At 44.3% G+C, this 23,020-nt stretch carries 20 protein-coding genes; 2 read left to right on the forward strand and 18 right to left on the reverse strand.

Features of this window, described 5'->3' with window-relative positions; translation table 11 throughout:
- Positions 1–23: 23 nt before the first annotated feature.
- Positions 24–1,115, reverse strand: a complete 1,092-nt coding sequence (locus tag EUAN_RS08790; RefSeq protein WP_071063786.1) for a TMEM165/GDT1 family protein — start codon at positions 1,113–1,115, stop codon at positions 24–26.
- 100 nt (positions 1,116–1,215) lie between these two features.
- Here EUAN_RS08790 and proC point away from each other — a divergent pair, with 100 nt between their 5' ends.
- On the forward strand, positions 1,216–2,013 hold the full coding sequence (proC, locus tag EUAN_RS08795; protein WP_071063788.1) for a pyrroline-5-carboxylate reductase: 798 nt from the start codon (positions 1,216–1,218) through the stop codon (positions 2,011–2,013).
- A gap of 46 nt (positions 2,014–2,059) precedes the next feature.
- Here proC and EUAN_RS08800 read toward each other — a convergent pair whose 3' ends face one another.
- The 16 genes from EUAN_RS08800 to EUAN_RS08875 form a co-directional block, all read right to left on the reverse strand.
- A complete protein-coding gene (locus EUAN_RS08800) occupies positions 2,060–4,201 on the reverse strand; it encodes a bifunctional diguanylate cyclase/phosphodiesterase (RefSeq protein ID WP_169817371.1) in 2,142 nt (713 codons plus the stop codon).
- A 141-nt stretch (positions 4,202–4,342) separates the two neighbouring features.
- Complete coding sequence (locus tag EUAN_RS08805) at positions 4,343–4,693, reverse strand: hypothetical protein (RefSeq protein WP_071063791.1); 351 nt, start codon at positions 4,691–4,693, stop codon at positions 4,343–4,345.
- A 149-nt stretch (positions 4,694–4,842) separates the two neighbouring features.
- A complete protein-coding gene (gene yfcE / locus EUAN_RS08810) occupies positions 4,843–5,385 on the reverse strand; it encodes a phosphodiesterase (RefSeq protein WP_071063793.1) in 543 nt (180 codons plus the stop codon).
- A gap of 66 nt (positions 5,386–5,451) precedes the next feature.
- Positions 5,452–5,718 carry a YciI family protein gene (locus tag EUAN_RS08815; protein WP_071063795.1) on the reverse strand — a complete coding sequence of 89 codons (267 nt, stop codon included), beginning with the start codon at positions 5,716–5,718 and terminating at the stop codon, positions 5,452–5,454.
- Between the two features lie 51 nt (positions 5,719–5,769).
- Positions 5,770–6,453, reverse strand: coding sequence for an anaerobic ribonucleoside-triphosphate reductase activating protein (locus EUAN_RS08820; protein ID WP_071063797.1), 684 nt, complete (start codon positions 6,451–6,453; stop codon positions 5,770–5,772).
- A gap of 1 nt (position 6,454) precedes the next feature.
- A complete protein-coding gene (locus EUAN_RS08825; protein ID WP_071063799.1) occupies positions 6,455–8,575 on the reverse strand; it encodes a ribonucleoside triphosphate reductase in 2,121 nt (706 codons plus the stop codon).
- 189 nt (positions 8,576–8,764) lie between these two features.
- Entirely contained in the window at positions 8,765–9,502 is a 738-nt protein-coding gene (ymfI, locus tag EUAN_RS08830) for an elongation factor P 5-aminopentanone reductase (RefSeq protein ID WP_071063801.1), read from the reverse strand.
- 12 nt (positions 9,503–9,514) lie between these two features.
- On the reverse strand, positions 9,515–9,820 hold the full coding sequence (locus EUAN_RS08835; protein WP_071063803.1) for an AzlD domain-containing protein: 306 nt from the start codon (positions 9,818–9,820) through the stop codon (positions 9,515–9,517).
- 1 nt (position 9,821) lies between these two features.
- Entirely contained in the window at positions 9,822–10,508 is a 687-nt protein-coding gene (locus EUAN_RS08840; protein WP_071063804.1) for an AzlC family ABC transporter permease, read from the reverse strand.
- A gap of 79 nt (positions 10,509–10,587) precedes the next feature.
- Positions 10,588–12,729 carry a heavy metal translocating P-type ATPase gene (locus tag EUAN_RS08845; RefSeq protein ID WP_071063806.1) on the reverse strand — a complete coding sequence of 714 codons (2,142 nt, stop codon included), beginning with the start codon at positions 12,727–12,729 and terminating at the stop codon, positions 10,588–10,590.
- An 83-nt stretch (positions 12,730–12,812) separates the two neighbouring features.
- On the reverse strand, positions 12,813–13,463 hold the full coding sequence (locus EUAN_RS08850) for an amino acid ABC transporter permease (RefSeq protein ID WP_071063808.1): 651 nt from the start codon (positions 13,461–13,463) through the stop codon (positions 12,813–12,815).
- 19 nt (positions 13,464–13,482) lie between these two features.
- Complete coding sequence (locus EUAN_RS08855; protein ID WP_071063810.1) at positions 13,483–14,289, reverse strand: amino acid ABC transporter substrate-binding protein; 807 nt, start codon at positions 14,287–14,289, stop codon at positions 13,483–13,485.
- Between the two features lie 127 nt (positions 14,290–14,416).
- Positions 14,417–15,451, reverse strand: coding sequence for a DUF6583 family protein (locus tag EUAN_RS08860; protein ID WP_071063812.1), 1,035 nt, complete (start codon positions 15,449–15,451; stop codon positions 14,417–14,419).
- 57 nt (positions 15,452–15,508) lie between these two features.
- Positions 15,509–17,233, reverse strand: coding sequence for an ABC transporter ATP-binding protein (locus tag EUAN_RS08865; protein ID WP_071063901.1), 1,725 nt, complete (start codon positions 17,231–17,233; stop codon positions 15,509–15,511).
- Between the two features lie 7 nt (positions 17,234–17,240).
- Positions 17,241–19,178 carry a hypothetical protein gene (locus EUAN_RS08870; protein WP_071063814.1) on the reverse strand — a complete coding sequence of 646 codons (1,938 nt, stop codon included), beginning with the start codon at positions 19,176–19,178 and terminating at the stop codon, positions 17,241–17,243.
- 59 nt (positions 19,179–19,237) lie between these two features.
- The gene (locus EUAN_RS08875; RefSeq protein WP_071063816.1) at positions 19,238–19,936 is read right to left on the reverse strand and encodes a helix-turn-helix domain-containing protein; all 699 of its coding nucleotides are present in this window, start codon (positions 19,934–19,936) and stop codon (positions 19,238–19,240) included.
- Positions 19,937–20,063: 127 nt separating this feature from the next.
- On the opposite strand from EUAN_RS08875, the gene EUAN_RS08880 reads away from it, so the two are divergent.
- Positions 20,064–22,142, forward strand: coding sequence for an ATP-dependent helicase (locus EUAN_RS08880; RefSeq protein WP_245674476.1), 2,079 nt, complete (start codon positions 20,064–20,066; stop codon positions 22,140–22,142).
- 39 nt (positions 22,143–22,181) lie between these two features.
- Here the strand turns inward: EUAN_RS08880 and EUAN_RS08885 are convergent, their stop codons facing one another.
- Entirely contained in the window at positions 22,182–23,018 is an 837-nt protein-coding gene (locus tag EUAN_RS08885) for a DegV family protein (RefSeq protein ID WP_084655861.1), read from the reverse strand.
- Between the last annotated feature and the right edge of the window lie 2 nt (positions 23,019–23,020).

The raw sequence follows: 23,020 nt of genomic DNA on the forward strand, positions 1-23,020 counted from the left end.
TTTCTTCATAGTTTTAATCTATACTAAAACAGCCCCAGCGACTTGAGCCTGTTCTCCACTTTTATACCCGCTGCAGAGTTCAACCGCTTTACATAAGACATGTAGTCAGCGAAATCCTTTTTGCCTTCCACTACCTTTCCAAACACAGTCTTCTCTAGCGCACTCTTGGTCAAGTCCAGTTTTCTGTTTTCCAAGTTCTTCTCTATGTTCTTGAAGTAGTGGTAGAGCGTCATGCTTATGGCCTCTACAAGCTCCTCTTCGCTGAACTTCTTTTTGTGGAACTCTATCCTCTTGTCGTCCATCTCCTCGGAGTCGAGCACCTCTTTTATAAACCCAACAGCGCAGCTGCTCCCCTGGCAGTTGCCACATTCTCCGCCCAAGCAGAGATTTTCAACAGCAAGCCTAAGCTGTATATTTTGGCTTTTGAGCTCGTCTGCTACCTCTCTGTACTCGCTTTCTCTATGTCTGTTTTGAAGCATCTGTCTGGACATGTACACCGCAATAGCCACCACTATGGCGCTGCCGATTCCAAAGTACTTCCAGCTTACATACTCTACCGGAAGCGAGTCGTATAGCTTTGTAAAACCAAATATCAGGAACACTATTGAAGAAACCAGCTTTATATATATCTCTGGAACCTTGTCTCCTATCTTGACACCTACGAATATACCTAGACTGCTTGTAAAAACCATTCCAAGCACTGTTCCTGCCAGCACAAATGCCGCAAAATCTGCATAAGTAGATATCGTCATAGCGGCTAGCTGAGTCTTGTCTCCAAGTTCACCTATAAAGAATGCCAGCGCCACAGTCAGCACAGGTCCGTATTTCTCTTTCACTTCATCCTCATCGCCGTCATCTACTCTAAGGCCCCAAAGTCCGAACACGAGAAACATAACTCCTCCCAGTATCTGAAGGTAGTCTAGGTCTATGTACCTTGCAAGTATCGTTCCAAACAGTATGGCCAGCCCGTGATTCAGCATGGAACCTATTCCTACTCCTAAAAGCACTTTTCTGGTGCTGTACTTGGTGGCGAATGTCATGGCCAGAAGCTGGGTCTTGTCTCCCATCTCGGCTATAGTTATAATCATAAACGCCCTTATCATCTCCATAATCATATGCCTCATCTCCTCAATTAGTTATTATAGCACAGCCCCATGGCGTTTAAGAGGTTTTTTGTGTGGTATAATACTATATATCTAATTTGGAGGTGTTTTGATGTATAAATTTGGATTTATAGGTATTGGAAATATGGGCTATTCCATAATAAAAGGCCTTATGAAAAGCAATTCAAATGAGGATTTCAGCTTTTACGACATCTCGTCTGCAAGAGCTGAACTCATAGAGTCAGAGCTTGGGATAGCTCCGTCTAAGAGTATGGAAGAGCTTGTATCCAATTCCAAGTATGTTTTTCTAGCTGTAAAACCTCAGATATACAGGGTGGTCATGGACAGCATCAAAAGCTATATAAAGCCTGATCACGTTGTAATAACTATAGCGCCTGGATTTGACATGGAGACTGTCAAAATGTACCTTGGATCTAGCACCAGAGTCATACGCTCTATGCCAAACACGCCTGCTCTTGTAGGAGAGGGAATGAGCGTTATAACTTTCTCTGACGACGAATACTCTGATTCAGAGGTGAAAGAGATAAAGAGCATATTTCTTTCATTTGGTGAAATGGAGATAATAGACGAGTCGCAGATGAATGCAGTAGTGCCTATCTCAGGGAGTTCACCAGCATACGTTTATATGTTCATAGAGGCCATGGCCGATGCCGGAGTGTCTATGGGACTTCCTAGGAATCTTGCTTACAAGCTGGCTTCGCAGTCAGTGCTTGGCTCAGCCAAGATGGTGCTTGAGACAGAGTCCCACCCTGGAGAGCTTAAAGATGCAGTTTGTTCGCCTGGCGGAACTACTATAGAGGCCGTTACAGTCTTAGAAGAGCGAGGCTTTAGATCCGCTGTAATAGAGGCTATGAAAGCAGCTTACAGCAAGACCCAGAAGCTGGGCTAAACTAAAAACAGAGTCTGGACTCCCGCGGGAAATCCAGACTCTATTTTTATCTTATAGAAAACGACACTGCATCTTCAGGCAAAAGTGGCTTGCTAAAAAAGTATCCCTGTACATAGTCTGTCCCTTGAACCAAAAGCTGACTGTACTCCTCTTGATCTTCCACCCCTTCTGTAACTACCTTGAATTTCAGTCCATGGCATATGGATATTATCCCCTCCATCACCTGGGCCTCTTCAAAGTTCACAAATCTGTCTTTTATGGACTTGTCCAGCTTCACCTTTGTGACAGGCAGGTAGGCCAAGTAGCTGAGCGAAGAATACCCTGTTCCAAAGTCGTCTAGGGCTATTCCCATTCCCAAGTCCCTTATGGCCTTAAGGCTTCTTATGTTCTCCTCTCTGTTTTCCATAAGCACCGTTTCTGTTATCTCTATCTCAATAAGAGAAGGGTCTATTCCGCTTGACTCGATCTGCTCTTTCAGAAACTCGACAAAGTTCTCCTGCCTTATCTGAAGCGGAGACACGTTTATAGCCACCGGCTTTAAATCATGTCCTTCCTCTTTCCATTCTAGAAGCTGTCTTATGGCCTCTTTTACCACCCATTCACCTATTGGGACTATCAGCCCTATCTCCTCTGCCACACCGATAAATACAGCTGGAGATAAATCCGAGTTCGCCATCCTTATGAGCGCTTCAAAATAAGCTATTCTTTTTTCGCCTGCATCTATGACCGGCTGGTATAGAAGCTTGAACTTTCCATTTTCCACAGCATCCCTGAGATCGCTCTCTAAGTTGACTTTCCAGTCTAAACTTCTCATCATATCATCACTGAAGTAGTGGCATCTGTTTTTCCCAAGTTTTTTAGCGTCGTACATGGCTATATCAGCTTTCATTATCACTTCCTCTGAGGTTATGGCGTCTATTGGATATATTGCTACTCCAACACTTGCAGTTATATGGTTTTTAATGCTCTCTATGGAGTTGTGCATCTTAAATGATTTAAACACCGTATCTACGCAGCTTTTTATTTCCTTGTACTCTATTACAGATGGCATGTGGACCACAAACTCATCGCCTCCAACTCTGTACGCTGTGGAGCCATGAGGTATTTTTGAGAGCAGAAGATTCCCTAGGTGCTTTAGCACCTTGTCTCCATAGGAATGCCCCAGAGTGTCATTTATGTTTTTAAAGTTATCTATATCTATGAGTATTACCGAGCCCTTTCCATCTCTCTCTATATGGTATGATATATCCTCGGAACACTTTCTTCTGTTGAATAGATTTGTCAGCAAATCGCGTTCAGCTAAGAAACTTATATGTTCCTCGCTTGACTCCAGCTTATCGACCATCTCTTTCAAGTCTTCATTCTTAGACATAAGCTTTGTCTGAGCTTCGCCTAGCTGCTTCTGGTTCTGCCTCAACATTTCATTTGTGCTTAAAAGCTCATAGCTTACAAACCCTGAAACTGAAGATATCAGAGCTCCTGTAGCTATTATTATGTAGAACAGACTAGACTTCCCCGAAAATCCTTCTTTGGGAAAAGCTCTTATTGTCAGCTTAGAGTCGTACAGCTCTATGTCTACTGAGTCTACTTCGTCATCTTCTACCTGAGTCTCGCTGTCTAAATTGCTCCAGACCACACTATCTGACGCTTTGAACCCATCTTTCGAAACAAGAGTTACATACATATCCTCTGACAGAGCTTTGACTCCGCTGTATTCTATTATTTTATTGTAGTCGAAAACCATGGATATCTGTCCAAGATAGTCTCCATCAGACTCTACCGGTATTCTCACTATAAACCCTGTTCCGCCCTCCACTAGCTCTACGGGAGCTGTGAATATGGTCTCTTTTGTTCTTTTAGTGTAGAGTATCCAGTCCTTTTGAGCTTCTATTTCAGCAAGATCTCTGCCTATCCCTGATTTGTTTTCTTCATATGGATATGTATGGGTTATGGTCGTGTCTGTTAAGAAGCTTATATTTCTCATGACATCGTCGCCAACTCCATATGTCTCTTCCCCAAAATCCGAAAACTCCTCTTGGTCGAAAGTCGGATTCCTTCCTATATAGTCTTTAAAACCGCTTGCTGCAACTATCTTATAGGCTATAGAGGTCTGTATATCATCTTCTATATCAGACAGGGACTCCTTCAGCTTTTGCTCTTGGTGCTCCTTCTCTCTTGTGTATTCCAAAGCTGATGTAAAAAGGAATATAGCCACAACTAGCAGAAATACACCAAAAGCTTTTAAGTAATTATTTTTCAAGGATTCCAGGGCAAACACCCCCTTATCTATTTTGGCTTACACCTTAATATATACCTAAGTTGCAGTGCTTTAATCTTCTTTGTCGAACTCCTGCTCTATGTCTTTTTTCTTTTTCCAGCTTCGCTTTTTAATCCACGTCGCCGCCGCCCGCTCTACTACAAATATGGGGACAGTGTTGTATATAGAGTAACTAAACGAAACCATATTGAGCACAATCAAAAAACCAACTGAAAAATAATAAAGACCCGCCACAAGATTAAGTATCCCCTGAACTTTATCACAGTTGAAACTGCTCTTTTCCTTGCTATGTATATCTATCCCATCTGATATGCAGTACACCGCTCTAAAGATCAAAACCACTCCCCAGAGTCCAAGCACGCTGCCGAACAACTTAAACGCCGCAAGCTTTTCAATCTCCATAATAATCCCCCTGAACTTCTAATCCGATATTTAATTCCCTTCTTCTTAATATACCCATTCTACAAGATTAAACCAGTTCTCCCTTTGAAATTACAGAAAAGTCCAAATTCCATATGGAGTTTCTGGAATTTGGACTTTCCCTATATTTTCTATTCTACTTTCACCTTTAACATCTCCACTCCAGCTATATCCTTTACAGAAAACTCTCTGTTTTCGTATACGCCGTAGGAGCTCGGATGGCCTCCTTTTGGAAGCGTTATAGAGCCAGGGTTGAACAGATAGAAGTGCTCTTTCTTCTCAGCAACAGGTATATGTGTATGGCCGTGGACCATTACGTCAAATGCTCCTTTCGGCAGCTTCGACTCGTTGTAGATATGTCCATGTGTGATGAAGAACTTGAGTCCGTCCACAAATATTATGCTGTAGTCTGCTGTGATGTCGAAGTCAAGCACCATCTGGTCCACTTCGCTGTCGCAGTTTCCACGCACAGCCATCACTTTGTCTCTGTACTTGTTCAGTACGGGTATAAGGTCTTTCGGGCTGTACTCCTCTGTAAGCGGGTTTCTGGCGCCGTGGTAAAGCAGATCTCCCAGCAGCACAAGCTGATCCGGCTTCTCCTTTTCGTATATCTCCTCTATCTTCTTTCCGTAGTGATATGAGCCGTGTATATCCGATATAAAAAGCAGTTTCAAAACTTTCCCCTCCTTTAAAATTCTAAAAAAAGGGCAGCCTTATAAGCTACCCTTTCGTCTATATTCTTATATCTCTATTGTGCTTCTCCACTCTTTTATAGTGTACTTACGAGATTTTTCCTTTATAACTGGATCGTTCTCTACAAGCTCTCTAGCCTCTTCTTCGCTAGCTGTGTTGTATATCATAAGTCCTCCGCTGTGATCTGTGAAAGGTCCTTTTGCGAATATCTTGCCTTCTTCTATATACTTTGCAAGGTAAGCCTTGTGCACGTCTAGCACCTCTGCGTCCTTCTCAGCGTCTATAGTCTCCATTATAACTGCGTAAAGTATCATTTTCATTCCTCCTAGTCTAAATTATTTCAAATCCATTATAACACAGATTCGCTAGTATCTAATGTGGAATTTGCCGAAATAGCCCTTGATTTCCTCTCTCAAAAGCTCCAGCTCCTCTTTTTTATACGGTGTATAGCTCTTCCCGGAGAGTATGTTCCCGCTGTCTCTGTAGTTCTGAAGGGTGTATTTCATACTGCCCTTTATTCTCTTGGCTATTTTCAGTATGTCCGCTGTGCTCAGAAGCTCCTTGCATATGGTGGTTCTGAACTCGTAGTCCACTCCTGACTCTCTTATAAGCTCTATAGACTCCTCTATCGTCTCTATGTCCACTTTTTCAATGGCAACACTTCTGTAGTTCTGAATTGGGGCCTTTATGTCCATGGCTATATAGTCTAGCAAATTTCTTTCCAAGAGGTCTCTCAAGGCTTTTGGAGAGGTTCCATTTGTATCCAGCTTTATCAGATACCCCATGCCTTTTAGCTTTAAGATAAACTCATCAAGCCCTTGCTGCAGCGTAGGCTCTCCGCCGGTTATGCAGACTCCATCCAGATATTTTTTCCGTTTTTCAAGCTCAGAGAAGAGCTCCTCCTCGTCTATATTCTCTCCCATATTGTAGACAAGCTCTCTGTTGTGGCAGTACGGACAGCGGAAGTTGCAGCCGCCTGTGAAAACCACGGCCACAATCTTGTCTGGGTAATCTATAAATGAAGATTTCTGAATTCCCTTTACCTTCAAACTATATCACGTCTTCCATTTCTTTCTCGTTTTCAGCCTCTAAGCTAGCTTCCGGTGAGAATTCCACTCTGTCCTTGAACTCCTCTTTCTTGCCCTTGTTCCAGGCCTGTACAGGCCTGTGGAATCCAACAACTCTAGTCCAAACTTCAGACTCCTGTCCGCACTGTGGGCATTCGAAATGCTCTCCCTTAAGGTATCCGTGCTCAGGACATATGCTGTAGGTAGGAGTCACTGTGAAATAAGGTATAGAGCTATTCTCAAAAGCCCTCTTTATAAGCAGCTTTGTGGTCTCCACGCTGTCTATCTCTTCTCCTATAAAGCCGTGAAGCACTGTTCCTCCAGTGTAAAGCGTCTGAAGTGGCTCCTGCTGCTCTATGGCCTCGAAGACATCTTCTGTATATCCTACAGGAAGCTGTGTAGAGTTTGTGTAGTAAGGCTCGTTCTCTCCCTGAGTGTATATCTTAGGGTAGAGCCTCTTGTCCATTCTGGCGAATCTGTAGGCCGCTCCTTCCGCTGGAGATGCCTCAAGGTTCCAAAGACTTCCCGTCTCCTCTTGGAATATGCTTATAACCTTGTTCATAAACTCCATTATCTCTACAGCGAAGTCTCTTCCCTCTTCTGTAGTTATGTCTTTGCCTAGAAGGTTTACGCAAGCTTCGTTCATTCCGTTTAGCCCTATTGTGCTGAAGTGGTTTTTGAAGTACTCTCCTGTGCCGTCCTTTACACCCTGGAGGTAGAACCTAGAGTATGGATAGAGCCCTGCGTCCATATACCTCTCTAGTATGTCCCTCTTCACTTCGCATATCTCCTTGGCGTACTCCATAAGGTCTCTGACTCTCTTCTTGAACTCCATCTCATCTTTCGAGAGGTATCCAAGCCTGGCCATATTCAAAGTCACCACGTTTATAGATCCAGTCAGAGGGTTTGCTCCGAAAAGCCCTCCTCCTCTTTTTCTAAGCTCTCTGTTGTCAAGTCTCAGCCTGCAGCACATAGATCTCACGTCTTCTGGAGACATGTCGCTGTTTACGAAGTTTGCAAAGTAAGGCGTTCCGAACTTTCTAGTCATCTCCATTATGCTGTCCGCCACCTCCGACTCCCAAGGGAAGTCGTCAGTTATGTTTATAGTAGGTATAGGGAAGCTGAAGCTTCTACCTGCTCCGTCACCTTCCATCATCACTTCGCAGTATGCCTTGTTGAACATATCCATCTCCGCCTGGAACTCTCCGTACACCTTCTCCTGTCTCTTTCCACCCACAACTACAGGCATCTTCTCCAGCAGCTGATGAGGTTTTATGTCAAGAGTTATGTTTGTAAAAGGAGTCTGGAAGCCTACCCTTGTAGGTATGTTGAGGTTGAATACAAAGCTCTGTACAGCTTTCTTGACTTCGCTGTAGCTTAAGTTGTCGTAGTATATAAAAGGAGCCGCATAAGTGTCTAGAGAGCTTACAGCCTGTGCTCCGGCTGCCTCTCCCTGAAGAGTGTAGAGCCAGTTTACAATCTGCCCTAGAAACGACTGTAGATGCTTAGGAGGATTTGACTCTATCTTTCCAGACGCACCTTTGAATCCGTGCTGAAGCAACGCTTCAAGGTCCCACCCGCAGCAGTAAGGCGCTAGCAGTCCCAAGTCGTGTATATGGATATCTCCCTTTATATGAGGGTCTCTCAGCTCTTTTCTGTATATCTTGTTCAGCCAATACTTCTTGGTTATAGACTCGACTATGTGGTTGTTGAGTCCCTGAAGGCTGAATCCCATGTTGGCGTTCTCGTTTACTCTCCAGTCGTCAAGCGAAACGTAGTCGTCTACAAGGCTCTCTGCATCCATAAGCAGGTTCTTCACGTCTCTTATCTCTTCTCTCTTCTTTCTGTAGAGTATGTAAGACTTGGCTGTCTTGGCATGCCCCTCTTCTATAAGCACTTTTTCCGCTATATCCTGTATATCCTCTACAGTCGGAACTCCTCCACCGAAAGCTTCTTTGACTATCTGCTCCACCATATGAGAAAGTCTCTTTGCTTCCTCTCTGTCCGTTCCTCCAACTGATTTTGCCGATGCAAATATCGCTTCCTCTATCTTTGTAACGTCGAACCCGACTATATCTCCATTCCTTTTCTGTACTCTAGCCATAGTGATGCCCCCTTATATTGTGTTCCAAATTAAAATACACCATATATATGGTGTATCGGTCTTAACCTATTATAGTCTAAAGCAGAACTATCTACAAACCAAATCCATTTTAAATTAGCCCTGATTTTATGATTATATTCTACTTATCTTTATTTCCTTGCCTCTTGCTAACTATTTCACTTTTGACAATCAGACTACCGACCCTCCGTTAGGACTCAGGACCTGACCGGTTATAAAGTTGGATTTGTCGGACGCAAAGAAGAGCACGGCCTCGGCTATATCCTGCGGAAGACCCATCTTCATCATTGGGATCTCGCTCGTTATATCCCTGAGCTCCTCTTCCGAAAAACCTCCATTCATGTCGGTGTCTATGACTCCAGGGGCTACACAGTTTACATGTATATTGGACGGCCCCAGCTCTTTCGCAAGGGACTTTGTAAGCGCTATTATCCCAGCCTTTGTGACCGAGTAGTGGACCTCGCAAGACGCCCCTATAAGCCCCCAAATAGACGAAATGTTTATTATCTTCCCAGACTTCTGTGGGAGCATGTACTTAAGGGCATGCTTCGAGCAGTAGAACACGCTGTTCAGATTTGTCCTTATCATCTTGTCCCAGTCCTCGTCTGTTATGTCCGTAAACAGCTTTATCTCGGCTATTCCGGCGTTGTTCACAAGCACGTCAAGCCCTCCAAACCTCATTTTCGCAAATTCAATAAGCGACTCGGCTTCGCAAGCCACAGATACATCTGCTCTGAATATATCCACTGAGAACCCCTCCGAAAGTAGCCTCTCCTTGAGCTCCTCTGCATTCTGCTCGGAGTTTCTGTAGTTTATCACCACATTGTAGCCCTCTCTTGCTAAATTCTCCGATATAGACCGCCCTATTCCCCTAGAGCCTCCCGTAACTACAGCTGTCTTTCTGTTCATATTATCACCCCTTTAAATTATATAGCTGCATATGTAGACTGCCAGCACTGCGTAAACCGCGACCTTTGTAAGTCCTTTGTTGTAGTATGCCAGAAAAATAGCCACTGCCGTTCCGATCGCTCCTGTCGCCATATTCCCTGTAGAGTAGATTACAGCCGGAAACGTCATAGAGCCAAGCACCGCATATGGCACATAGTACAGAAACGACTTCAGAAATTTCGACTCTATCCGCCTTCCCTTCATCGCCAGAAGCGGTGCGACCCTTGGTATGTAAGTCACTGTGGCCATTATGGCTATGTAAATGTACGTGCTTCTCAAATCAGTCACCCTCCCTAGGAAATATAATCGCTCCAGCTCCAGAGGCTATTACCGTAGCTATGACTATTGTCCAGCCCTGTGATACAGCCTTGGCAAGAGGCATATATCTGAAGAATACACCCACATATATGGCTATAGCTGTGACCCCAGCGACTTTTCTGCTCTTTCTGGCCTCTGGGACTATGATTGCAAGAAACATCCCGTAGAGAGCTATTCCCATGGCCGACTTCAAGCTCTCTGAGAGCAGTCCCGAGACAAGTGCTCCTGAAAGAGTTCCCAGTCCCCAACTCAAATAGGGCAGCGATATAAGACCTATCATATAGGGAACACTTAAATGCTCTCGCTCTATTGAAGCCACAGCAAATGTCTCGTCTGTGACCCCGAATCCCACCAGAAGCCTATCCAGCAATCCGAAGTTCTCCATCTTCTGGCTCAGCGAAAGCGACATAAGCATATACCTTATGTTTATCACAAAAGTGGTTATGGCCACTTCTAAATAGCTTCCGTTTGAAACTATTGCATTTATGCCTGCAAACTGGCCTGCGGAAGTGAAATTGGTCACAGAGACTGCAAGTGTCGAAAAGGTGTCCATTCCCATGCCTGAGGCTATCATTCCGAAAGTGAAAGAAACGGGAAAATAGCCCATCGCTATGGGCAGAGAAGACCTAAGCCCTTCCTTTAATTCCATACTCTCGCCTCCAACTCATTTTTAGCTCAAAAGTATATTTTAACACAAAAAGAGGGCAGAGACGATATCTCTGCCCAGCTTATTTTACCCTAAGGGCTCTCATGGCGTTCAGCACCGCTATAAGAGAGACTCCTACGTCTGCAAATACAGCCTCCCACATGGTTGCAAACCCCAGAGCTCCAAGCCCAAGCACAAGGAGCTTTACTCCAAGTGCAAACACTATATTCTGTACAACTATCTTCTTGGTCCTTCTAGCTATCTTTATAGCCGTGGCTATCTTGCTCGGCTCGTCCGTCATTATGACTATGTCAGATGCCTCTATGGCTGCGTCCGAACCAAGCCCCCCCATGGCTATTCCTATATCTGCTCTTGCAAGCACAGGGGCGTCGTTTATTCCGTCGCCTACAAATATCAGCTTTCCACTTCTGCCTTTTTCCGCTTCTATCATCTCCAGCTTCTCAAGCTTGTCCTCAGGAAGCAGCTTTGCAAAATACCTGTCCAGTCCCAGCTCCTCTGATATCTTGGAAGCCGTGTCTTCGGAGTCGCCTGTAAGCATTGTGATCTCTTTTATGCCAAGCTTTTTAAGCTCTTTTATGCTTTCAGCGGCGTCGCCCTTTATCTCGTCCGCTATCTCTATCTTCCCGGCATATTCTCCGTCTATTCCCACAAGCACCACTGTCCCGCTGTTCTTGTCCGAAAACTCTATCCCCTGGGCTCTTAAGTGCTTTTCATTTCCCACAACTACAGTTTTCCCGTCTATCTCCGCTGTTATTCCATGTCCTGAGACTTCCTCGTACTTCCCTATCCTCTTCTCGTCTGGAGTTTTGCCATATTTAGACACTATGGACTTTCCTATAGGGTGTGTCGTGTGCGCTTCAGCTATGGCTGCGTACTCCAGCACTTCCGATTCGCTGTACCTTTCAGATGCAATTACCTTCTGGACTTCGAACACCCCCTTTGTGAGCGTGCCCGTCTTGTCCATGACCACGTACTCCACGTCGTTTAGCGCCTCCAGGTAGTTGCCTCCCTTTACGAGGATTCCCGACTTAGAGGATGCTCCTATCCCTCCGAAGAAGCCAAGCGGTATAGAGACCACCAGTGCGCAAGGGCAGGAGATAACTAGAAATACAAGCGCCCTGTAGATCCAGGTAGAGAAATCGTCTCCCGTGAAAATCGGAACTCCTATGGCTATAACGGCTGCAAGCCCTACGACTGCTGGAGTGTAGTACTTTGCGAACTTGGTTATAAAGTTCTCTGTAGGGGCCTTTTTTCCGCTGGCGTTTTGAACAAGGTCAAGTATTCTGGAGACTGTAGACTCTCCGAACAGCTTTTTGACCTCTATCTCTATAAGGCCAGTCTCGTTTACAAAGCCTGAAAGGGCTTCATCTCCTACTTTCAAGCTCCTAGGCACGGGCTCGCCTGTAAGGGCTGAAGTGTTCGCCCTGCTCTCTCCCCTTACAACCACTCCATCTAGTGGAATCTTCTCTCCCGGCTTTACCAGTATTACGTCTCCTATTCTGACTTCCTCCGGTGAAACCCTCTCAGTCACACCGTCTTTAACTATATTTGCATAGTCTGGCCTTATGTCTAGCAGTGACTTTATGGACTTTCTAGACTTGTTCACAGCTCTCTCCTGGAACATCTCTCCGACCTGGTAGAAGAGCATTACAGCCACAGCCTCAGAGTACTCTCCTATCATTATGGCTCCGAAAGTGGCCAAGCTCATAAGGAAGTTTTCGTCGAACACGTCTCCTTTCAGTATGTTCTTAAACGAACGCAAGACTATGTCTGAACCTGCAAATAAGTATGAAAGCGTAAGCAGCCCTGTCTTCACATTGCCGCTCTCTATGAAAAATGAAATCCCAAATAGGGCCGCTCCAAACAGTATCCTGTAGAGATCTTCTCTTCCCTCTCTGTCGTCTTCCTCCTGGCTTTTCGCCCTGTCTACTTCCTCGGTATAACTGTGTATAACTTTGACACCCGGCTCTATCCTGTCCACAATCTTCTCTATGGCCATGACTGTAGACCTTATGTCTATGTCCTCGTCTGCCTCTAGGTTTAGATTGCCGTTTACCATATTTACAGAAGCCGTATCGACTCCTTTTAGAGAAGATACCTCTGACTCTATCTTGGCTGCACAGCTCGCGCAGTGTATTCCCTCCAGCACTACTTCTAATTTCAAAATATCCACCTCCAATATTACATATGAACAGTTGCTCATATGTTGTTCTATGAATATTATAGTCCCTTTCAATATAAAAATCAACAAAAAAATAAAAGCAGATGATTTTCATCATCTGCCTACTATTCGTATATTTTTGCCTTTTCTTCTATTCGCTTAAAAGTGTACATTATGACAGAGTTGAGCATAAGGTATACCACCGCAGCTATCACGAATGGGCTTATTATAAACTCCTTCGTCACTATCTCTCTAGAAGACCTCAGAAGGTCCCCAAGACCTATAGCTGCCACTAGGGCTGTGTCTTTCACAAGGTTTACCATCTCACTGGAAGTGGTGGGTATGACCCTCCTCACAGTCTGAGGGAATATTATATACACCATAGTCTGCCAGTAGCCAAATCCCATGGCCTTTGAAGCCTCGTACTGGCCCTTGTCTATGGACTCTATGCCTCCTCTGAATATCTCGGTGAAGTAAGCGGCGTAGTTTAGCACAAACGTAAGTAGCGCTGCAGCAAATCCACTGCTTATAGTCAGCTTAGGTGACAGTATTGGAAGCCCGTAGTACACAAAGAACACTTGAAGCAAGAGAGGAGTTCCCCTAAACAGCCACGTGTAGAAGCTGAGTACGGTCTTTAGAGCTTTCCCTCCTGACACTTTTCCTACCGCCGCCAACGCCCCTAGGGGAATCGAAAGTACAGCAGTTCCAAGCGCAAGCTTGACCGTAGTGCCTATTCCGTTCAAAATATAGAATAAATTATTTATTATTGCCTCCAATACCGTTTCCTCCTAAGTTTTACTTTACAAGTATGTCTTCTCCGAACCACTCGTCAGATATAGCGCTTCCCTTTTCACTGCTCTTGACTTTTTTCAGCGCTTCATTTAGCTTTTTCAAGAACTCTCCGTCTTCTTTTCTGACACCTACAGCATAGTCCTCTTCGCCTAGGTCTCCTGAAAGCACTTTAAATTCTCCTTCTTTCTTGCTCATATAGTATCTTCCAACTATCTCGTCTACAAGTACTGCATCAACTCTACCTGCACTTAAATCCATAAGCGCCTCTGTGTTGTTTGCATACTTTGTAACCTCTGAAAGCGAATCGCTGAATTCAGAATCTGAAGCTAGAGCCTTTTCACTACTGCTTCCAAGCTGAAGTCCAAGCACCTTTCCTGAAAGATCCTCTTTGGACTTCACATCTGAATCTGACTTTACCACTATTATCTGCCTGTTTGCAAGATAAGGCTCTGTGAAGTTTATCTCTGCCTTTCTCTCCTCTGTGACAGTGAGTCCGTTCCATATCACGTCTATGTCGCCTTTCTTAAGGCTAAGAAGCACTCCGTCCCAATCCACAGACTTGAACTCAACTTCCATACCCATCTCCTCGGCCGCAGCCTTGGCAAGGTCTATGTCAAATCCAACTATCTCTCCGCTCTCATCCCTGAATCCCATTGGTGGAAAGCTGTCATCAAGTCCAACTACAAATTTATCCTCCGCAACTTTAACCCCAGCATCTGAAGCTCCTTTATCTTCACTTCCACTGCATCCTGCTATAAGCATAGTAGCCGATATCATCAGTGATAATCCAAGCAATAATCTCTTTTTCACGTCTATTCCTCCTGTAAAAGTTATTTTCAGGTCCTATTCTACTTTAAGTTGTTAAAGTTGTAAAGCAATATTTTCTTAATTTTTAGAAACATTTAGACAAAAAAACAGAGCCTTTCGGCTCTGCTCGCTACTCTATAGTGACTTCTGGGATATCCATATTCTCAAGATCCATATTCTCTAGATTGAAGTCTTCAGGGTTGAAATTCTCCATCCCTTCGATACCCTCCATATTCTCAGGCATTTGGAGCTCCAAGCTCTTCATATAGTCTTCAAAGCTCATGGAGTTCTCCTCTGTAAGCTCTGGGAAATCTATGTTCTGATCATTGCCCATATCCCAGATCCTGAATTTCAAGTCCATAGCAAGTCCTTCTGTCTCGTTTTTAGAATCCACAAGGTCCATCTTGATATCCTGCCCCACTATATAGTCGTCTCCGTCTATATATACAGCGTACTCGAAGTTCTCTATCTCTATATTCTCAAATGAAGACTTCATTTCAGCCACCATGGCGTCTATCTCTTCTTTGCTTGGAGCTTTTCCTGATTGCTCGCCCATCAGTTTTATAAACTCTTCATCTGAGTAGAGCTTCTCAACTGTGCTGATCAAGATCGCCTTTACATCTTTGCTCTCCAGCTTGACTGTGCCCTTGTCCACATTGACCTTGCCGTCTGGCATCTCAAGCTCAGTCTTCTCTAGAGCTATTTCCCCGTTTTCCTTTATTCTTTTGACTATATCAGCATACAGTTCATCCGAGAGTTTTTTGAGACTCTCTTGACTCTTTTGAACATCTGTAGCTCCTTCTGCCCCTACATCCATGACTATATACTTGTCAGACATAGGCATCTTAGTTATGCTCTGCTTGGAGTCGCCGTACATCTCCATATTCATGCTGATTCCCATCATAGAGTAGTTTATGTCGGCTCTTGTCTTGTCCTTGTCTACATCGGCCTTCATCTCTACAGTTATATTTCCCATTTCGCTTTGAGCAGTTTCACCCTCCAGCTCCTGCATGTTCACTCCTATGTCTCCTGACATCGACATCTTATACTGCTCTAGCTCGCCTGTCTTTTTGACCGCTTTTTCAAGCCTTGCAACAGGGTCGTTGCCACAGGCAGTTGTCATAAGAAGCATAGAAAGCAGCAGTCCTAGCACTATTTTTTTCATTTTATCTCCCCCCATTATTCACTATGCGAAATTTATACCCCAACAATCAAATAGATATCAACTTATCTTCTGAAACTGTGATTTATAGAGTCTGGAGTATGCTCCATCTCGCTCAAGGAGCTCTTTATGCGTTCCGCTTTCGGCTATTCCGCTCTCTGTCAGGACTATTATCTCATCTGCGCTCTTTATGGTCGAGAGCCTATGCGCTATCACGATAGTAGTCCTTCCCCTTGAAAGTTTCTCAAGCGACTCCTGTATTATCACTTCGTTCTCGTTGTCCAGCGCCGAAGTGGCCTCGTCCAGTATGAGTATGCTAGGGTCTTTCAAGAACACTCTCGCTATAGATATCCTCTGCTTCTGACCGCCTGAAAGCTTTACGCCTTTCTCGCCTATATTGGTGTCGTAGCCATCTGGAAGAGTCATTATAAACTCGTGTATATTGGCGTTCTTCGCAGCCTCGACTATCTCCTCGAATTTGGCGTCTCGCTTGCCGTAGATTATGTTTTCCTTTACGGTACCGGTGAAGAGAAATACATCCTGGTGCACAAAGCCTATCTTCTCTCTAAGAGACTTGAGCTTTATGTCCCGTATGTCTCTGCCGTCTAGCAGTATCGCTCCGCTGTCTACATCGTAGAACCTCATTATAAGCTGGCAGATCGTGCTCTTTCCGCCTCCCGAAGGCCCCACAAGTGCCATCGTCTTTCCGCTTTCAACTCTAAAGGATATGCTTTCCAGTACATCTGACTTGCCTTCGCTGTACCTGAAGCTGACATCCCTAAACTCTATTTCCCCACTCACCGATTCCACTTCTACTGCATTCTCTCTGTCCACTATAGAGGGCTCTATATCCATAAGCTCTGTGAATCTCTCGAAACCGCTCATTCCATCTTGGTAGTGCTGCATAAAGAGACCTAGTTTCTTTATAGGTTGCAGGAAGTAGGCTATATATAGCATGTAGGCTATAAGGTCCCCTGTGTTTATAATCCCCTTGTAGGCGAAATACCCTCCTAGAGATATCACTATCACGTCAAGCGTATTCGAGAAAAGCAGTATGCCTGAAGTAAACTCCGCCATCACCTTGTATGCGCCCTCTCTAGTGCTTTTAAATACGCCGTTGTTCTCCTTGAACCTCTCTAGTTCGTAATCCTCTCCTGTAAAGGACTTGGTGACTCTGACTCCAGATATGCTGTTTTCAAGCCCCGAGTTTATATTTGCAATCTCCTTTCTCTGGGCTCTGAAAGCTTGGGACATTCTCCTTCGCTTTCTTATTCCGAATATCGCCATTATAGGTATGAAGAGAAACAGTATAAGCGTAAGTCTCCACTCTATGCTCATCAGTATTCCAAAAGACCCCAGCAGCATTACCACTGATATTATGAGGTCCTCGGGGCCGTGATGGGCAAGCTCTGTTATGTCTTTTAGGTCGTTGACTATTCTAGACATTATATGACCCGTCTTGTTGTTGTCGTAGAAGTCCACAGACAGCTTCTGTATATGAGAGAAAACCTCTTCTCTCATATCAGACTCCATCCTGACTCCGACTATATGACCCCAGCTATCCACTATGTAGCTGCATATGAACCTGACTAGGAAAAGCCCCACAAGCACTCCGGCCATCATGAGTATAGAGTCTATCTGCTTGTTGGGGATATATTCGTTTATGACCCTTCTTGCCGCCACTGGATATACAAGGTCTATCCCCGCCATCATTACGGCGCAGAACATGTCTATGAAAAACAGCTTTTTATGTGGTTTATAGTATTTTGCAAATCTCCTCACCATCTCCAATTTACATGCCCCCCTTTTTCACCTCATTTTTATCTTTGAGCTCCATCATGATCTTAGACAGAGAGTAGACCATGATATATAGAAACGCCAGCGCGCCAGTGTCGTTTAAAACCATTGCAAACACAGCAGTCGCATAGCATATCATATGCCTGACGTATTCTCTCGAGCCTTTTTCCACATGGTCCCTGACATACCTGAAAAAAATCAGTGACTGTGCAAATACAACTATCCCCACAGGCGGTATAAGCATCACAAGAACTACCTGGGTTGCTTTTCTGTATATCATATTCCAGAATTCAATATATCCGTACTCTCTCACCCTTATAAAGAATTCCCCTATATGGCTGCCCTCTCCGCCTGCATAGACTATGGCTCCAACTACCACGAGCAGCCCTGCAGCAAGCCCAAGGAATTGCCACTTTCTATTTTTGCCGTAAAAGTACTCGTAGTATATAAGCGCTCCGGCCATAAAAGTCGATGTCATAAGACCGCCAAAATTACTTCCATAACCCTCGGTATGGCTTACGACAAGGGCCGTTGTGTAGAGAGTCAGTATAATTCTGTATTTTTTCCCTACCCTAGAGGATGCCAGAAAGTAGACTGTCATGCCAGTTCCCAGGAACACTCCCATTATGTCGTTGTTGTATCCATAGAACCTCAGCGCCGCGACTATGCTATTGTACCCTACAAAGGAGTTGTACAGCACTTCAAAGTCTAGGAACATAAACGCAAATATAAATACATTTGTAAATATCGCAATAGCGTCTATAGTCTTCGAGCTGGCCGCCTTTCTGCCTAGATATATCGACGCTGCAACACTTGTCCCGAACGTCACCGCTATATAGGGGAATAGATGCCTAGAAAGCGAAGTCGTTCCGAATATTAGCGTCACCGCTATCAATACAATCGGCATAAATATAATTGACGGGCTGATTTTTTTGCCTCGAAGAAGAAGCGCTATGGCGACAAGCTGTGCAGCTATCACAACTGCACGAAACAGGTATTTCACTATGTCCAAGTTTAGAAACCCCGTCATTATCTCCCTTACAGCTTCCACTTTGTCTCCGTCATATTGCTCTACCTCAAGCCTGTTTCCGATTGCGAACTCCTGCTCTGCCCCAAACCTCTCCAGTATGTCTACCATTATGTCTGTATTAGAGACTACTCCTGTCCTCTTTGTCGAATCGCTTGTGAGTATTCCAGCTTCTCCCTCAACTCTATATACAATTGGAACTATGGTGCTGTTAAACTTGCGGTCTATATCCCCACTTACAGTCTTCGGAAACATCATTATGTTTTCTTCCCTCTGGCCCAGTATCTCTAAGATTGTGTCCAACCTCTTTGGATCACCTTCTATTTCATATGAGAGCAGAAGCAAGTCCGATTTTCCAATCATTTCGTCTATCTTTTCGGAGAGACTTTCCCTGTCATAGTCCATGTCTTTGTATCCAAAGTCCACTTCTCCAGACTTGTCGGCTATTAAAAGTATGTCCTCGCTATCTCCTATGTAGGAAGTCTTTTGCCCCGATTTTCCAAGACCTTCGCCTAGAAACTCCATACTAGTGGAAAAGTCCTTGTACCCCGAGTCCAGCTGTGAGAGTATATCTTCGTAGTTCTTGACCACAAGCTTCTCTCCCGACGACTCAATGCCCTTAAAGCTTCCCGCTTCTATTTTGACTCTTCTGCCTGTGGCAATAGTCATCATATGGCTTTCCGGAGACCCTCCGTAGCTATCTCCAGACTTAAGACTTAGAAGCCCTACAGAGCTATCTCTGCCCACTTTCTCCATGTCTTCAAAGTCCAGGCTGTCTGTGACTACAACTATGGTCTTTCTGTAGCCCTCTGCCATGGATTCGACTCCAGACCCTAGAAGCACCAAAATTGCCATCAGCACACAGACCACGCTCTTTATATGTTTTAAGATATTAAAGCGACTCAAAAGTCCAACCCCCTCTTACAGTTTCAAGTTAAAAAATATAAAACTCCTTCACAGGAGTTTTATATACAGCTTCTATTCTCTTTTGCTTTTCCGTAGCGATTGTTTCTGCTGTAGCTCTTTTCTAGCTTTCTAGCTATGCTTTCGTCGCTTTGAGCCTTCAAGCTCTTGCTTATTGAGAGACCTAGATTGTAGTATATTATGGCCTCTTCGTAGTACTCTCTCTCAAAGCTTATGTCTCCTAGCAACTCATAGGACCCCACGCTTTTGTCAAACAAACTTACCCTGCTGTAGTAGTTTATAGAGGCTTGAGCGTTTGTAACTGCGCATCTGTACTTTTTATCCCTATAGGCATCTAACCCTTTTATATAGTATATCTCCCCTATATGCTCTAAGAGGTTGTAGTCCTGTGATAGCTTCCAAACTCTATATATTTCTTTTTGCCTCTCACTCTCTTCAATAAGCTCGGACCTTATCTCCTCTATTCTCTTCTCGCAACATTCTTTTGCAAGTTCTTCCTTGCTCTTTAGAAAGTACTCTGGATCTATGTAGTTATCTAAGCCCTTCTCAGCTGAAAGCTCATTTATCCTCTGCGCTAAGTATTCGGCGTTCCTTCTGTTTATGCTTCTCCTGTTGTTCTCAAACATGGATATGTAGTTTTTAGAAAATCTATCACCAGCTAAGTCATCCTGTCCCAAGTTAAGCTTTTTTCTCTCGTGTCTCAGCCTCTCTCCCACGCTTAGTATCTTTATACACTCCAATTAACTCCACCTCTTTACATCTTAATTGATACGTTTATAATATCATATATTCAGATTTCTACCAATATTTATTTATTCCATTTGAAAGTCCCCGGCATCGTGATAAAATTAAATCAATAAAGATGAGGTGATTTATTTGATACAAAGCTTTTTCCAAAACATAGAGTCTGACTACAACTTGCCCCTAAATGACTCTCAGAAAAAGGCGGTGCTGCACAACAACGGTCCTGCCCTTGTTCTAGCTGTTCCAGGGGCTGGAAAGACCACTGTGCTTATCTCAAGAGTGGCCGCCTTGATATCGCTTCACGGCGTAAAACCCTCTAAAATACTCTCCATAACTTTCAGCAAAGCTTCAGCCTTGGATATGCAGAGCCGCTTTTATTCAACCTTTGGAGCGGAACTCGGGGCCAGCCCTAAGTTCTCCACAATCCACAGCTTTGCTTACTTTGTGATAAGAGAGTACTGCAGGAAAGCCGGAGTTTCCTACAATCTTATAGAAGAAAATGGCCCAAACGGGAAAATACAGCTCTTGCGCAACATATACAGCAGTATAAACAAAGGCTTTCTCTCTGAAGACAAGCTTGAAGAGCTTGTAAACGGAATAGGCTACGTAAAGAACATGATGCTCTCTCCAGAGGAGTTTAAGTCTCCCGGCATAAAGAACTTTCCAAAGATATACTGGGAGTACGAATCTGCTAAAAAAGAAAACAAGCTATTGGACTTTGACGACATGCTTTCTCTATGCCTAGACATCCTGGAGAAGAACGGCGCTCTGCTGGAGAGCTACAGGGTGAGATACGAGTATGTCCAGGTGGACGAAGGTCAGGACACCTCGAACATACAGCACAGGATAATAGCTCTGCTTGTAAAGCCAAAGAACAACCTCTTTATAGTCGCCGACGACGACCAGAGCGTCTACGGCTTCAGAGGGGCCAACCCCAAGTATCTGCTGGAGTTCAAGACGCATTACCCCGACGCTTCTGTATTCAACATGAATAGAAACTACCGCTCCACCCCGGACATAGTGTCTATAGCCAACAGCCTCATAAAGCAGAACAAGCTGAGGTACGACAAAGACCTTGTGGCGCACAGTGAATCGTCTCACCCTGTAGGGATATTCAAATTAGACACTCAGGAAAATCAGTATAGGCATTTGGTGGACAGCCTTGTTCCATCAGAGTTTGAAGATACTGCCGTCTTGTTTAGGAACAATATCTCGGCAATTCCCATAGCCGATATCCTGGACAGAAAGGGAATCCCCTTCAAGCTGAAAGACAGCAAGCTCACTTTTTTCAACCACTGGCTTCTTAAAGACATACTCTCTTTCCTAAAGCTAGCCACAGATCAGAGCGACACTGGAGCTTTCGAAAGAATCTACCATAAGATGAAGGGCTATATCTCTAAAAAGGGGCTGAATTACGTAGCTAAGAACATGAAGACCGAAAAGTCTGTATTCCATGTGTTGGAGCTTTTTCCGGATTTAAAGCCTTTTCAGAAGGAGAGCATGAGAAAGCTGTCCCTTGACTTTTCAAAACTTCAGAAGAAAAGACCTCTAGAGGCCATAGAATTTATAGAGTCAGACCTAGAGTACCTTAAGTACTTAAATGAAAAGAGCGAGTTTCTAGGCTATGGACTTGAAAGCAATTTGAATCTGCTCTCTTATATAAAGTCCATAGCCAGCAGATGTATATCTATACTGGACTTCGTAGCACGACTAGACGATTTGAAAGCCACGCTCTCAGAAAGCCGAGACGGACATGGAGTGCTCCTGTCGACTATCCATTCCTCTAAAGGGCTGGAGTTTAAGAATGTATTTCTAGTAGACCTTATAAACGGCGACTTCCCAAGCTCTTCAAGCATAGACGCCATGAAGCAAGGTGTTCTAGAGCCGATAGAGGAGGAGCGCAGGCTTTTCTACGTCGGGATCACTAGGGCAAAACAAAACTTAAACCTGCTCTGCTACAAATACAGTGACGGCAAAAAGCTGGCTCCATCCATGTTTTTAAGCGAGATAGAGCGATCACTCGCCTCTGAATCCGAGGAAAAACTACGTGTATATGGAAGAATTGAGCATGTGAAGTTCGGCGAAGGCACAGTGCTAGATATAAGTGAATCTTCACTGCTGGTGGACTTCGACGATAGCGGACAAAAACAGCTTCTAAAGTCTGCCTGCCTTGAACAGAATCTAATATCTATAATAGACTGAAAAGAGCCAGGCGAATCCATCGCCTGGCTCTTAAAATGCTTAAAATGCTATAACTATTCCTCCGTCATTGGCATACACAGTGCTTATACCCTGAGTCTCAACTATGACTATTTCTTTGAAATTATACGCACGCTCTATCTCCGACTTTAGCTTCAAGGCTTTTTCAAAGCAGTTGCAGTGGGCTATGCCCAGTATCTTTTCCTCGAATGAGCTCCCCTGCTCGCCTATTATCTCCACCAGTCGTCCAAACGCCTTCTTGGCTCCTCTTACTTTTTCGCTGAGATCTATCTCTCCAGCATCCGTGGCCTTCATGATTGGAACGATAGACAGGAGCGAAGCAAGCTTTCCCTTGAACCTGCTTATTCTCCCTGCTTTTATCAGGTTGTCCAGCGACTCCAGTATAAAGTAAGTCTTCATCTCCTCTATATAAGCTTCTGTCTGCTCTACTACTTCGCTGTTCTCAAGTCCCTTGTTTATAAGCTCTTGAAGCTTTAAGCTTATCATAGTCTCCCCCACTGAAGCGCTCTTGGAGTTGAACACATGTATAAAGCTCTCCTTGTGCTCTTCCTGGAATATCTGCTTTGCGAGCACCGCAGAGTTGTAAGTTCCGCTCAACTCTGAAGAGAGAGTCACTACAAAGCTGTCTTTTTCCGCATCGTATGACTTTATAAAGTCGTCGGGAGACGGACAAGACGTTGACGGTGGCTCTTGACTCGACTTCATCTCCGCTATAAGCTCCAGCGTATCGAGTGTTTCATCGTCTACGTAGAGCTTTCCGTTTGCTCTTATAGTAAGTGGAACTTCCACTATATCCATCTTGGCTTTCAGCGCTTCGCTTAGATCGCAGCAGCTGTCAGCTATTATTTGCTTTTTCAAAA

The organism is Andreesenia angusta (assembly GCF_001855385.1).
Taxonomy (GTDB): Bacteria; Bacillota; Clostridia; order Tissierellales; family Gottschalkiaceae; genus Andreesenia; species Andreesenia angusta.

Bases quoted from the DNA above. Each gene is read 5' to 3' on its own strand.
- EUAN_RS08825 (WP_071063799.1), bottom strand. From the start codon at position 8,575: ATGGCTAGAGTACAGAAAAGGAATGGAGATATAGTCGGGTTCGACGTT.
- EUAN_RS08865 (WP_071063901.1), bottom strand. From the start codon at position 17,233: ATGGTGAGGAGATTTGCAAAATACTATAAACCACATAAAAAGCTGTTT.
- ymfI (WP_071063801.1), bottom strand. From the start codon at position 9,502: ATGAACAGAAAGACAGCTGTAGTTACGGGAGGCTCTAGGGGAATAGGG.
- EUAN_RS08840 (WP_071063804.1), bottom strand. From the start codon at position 10,508: ATGGAATTAAAGGAAGGGCTTAGGTCTTCTCTGCCCATAGCGATGGGC.
- EUAN_RS08860 (WP_071063812.1), bottom strand. From the start codon at position 15,451: ATGAAAAAAATAGTGCTAGGACTGCTGCTTTCTATGCTTCTTATGACA.
- EUAN_RS08845 (WP_071063806.1), bottom strand. From the start codon at position 12,729: ATGAGCAACTGTTCATATGTAATATTGGAGGTGGATATTTTGAAATTA.
- EUAN_RS08805 (WP_071063791.1), bottom strand. From the start codon at position 4,693: ATGGAGATTGAAAAGCTTGCGGCGTTTAAGTTGTTCGGCAGCGTGCTT.
- EUAN_RS08815 (WP_071063795.1), bottom strand. From the start codon at position 5,718: ATGATACTTTACGCAGTTATAATGGAGACTATAGACGCTGAGAAGGAC.
- EUAN_RS08790 (WP_071063786.1), bottom strand. From the start codon at position 1,115: ATGATTATGGAGATGATAAGGGCGTTTATGATTATAACTATAGCCGAG.
- proC (WP_071063788.1), top strand. From the start codon at position 1,216: ATGTATAAATTTGGATTTATAGGTATTGGAAATATGGGCTATTCCATA.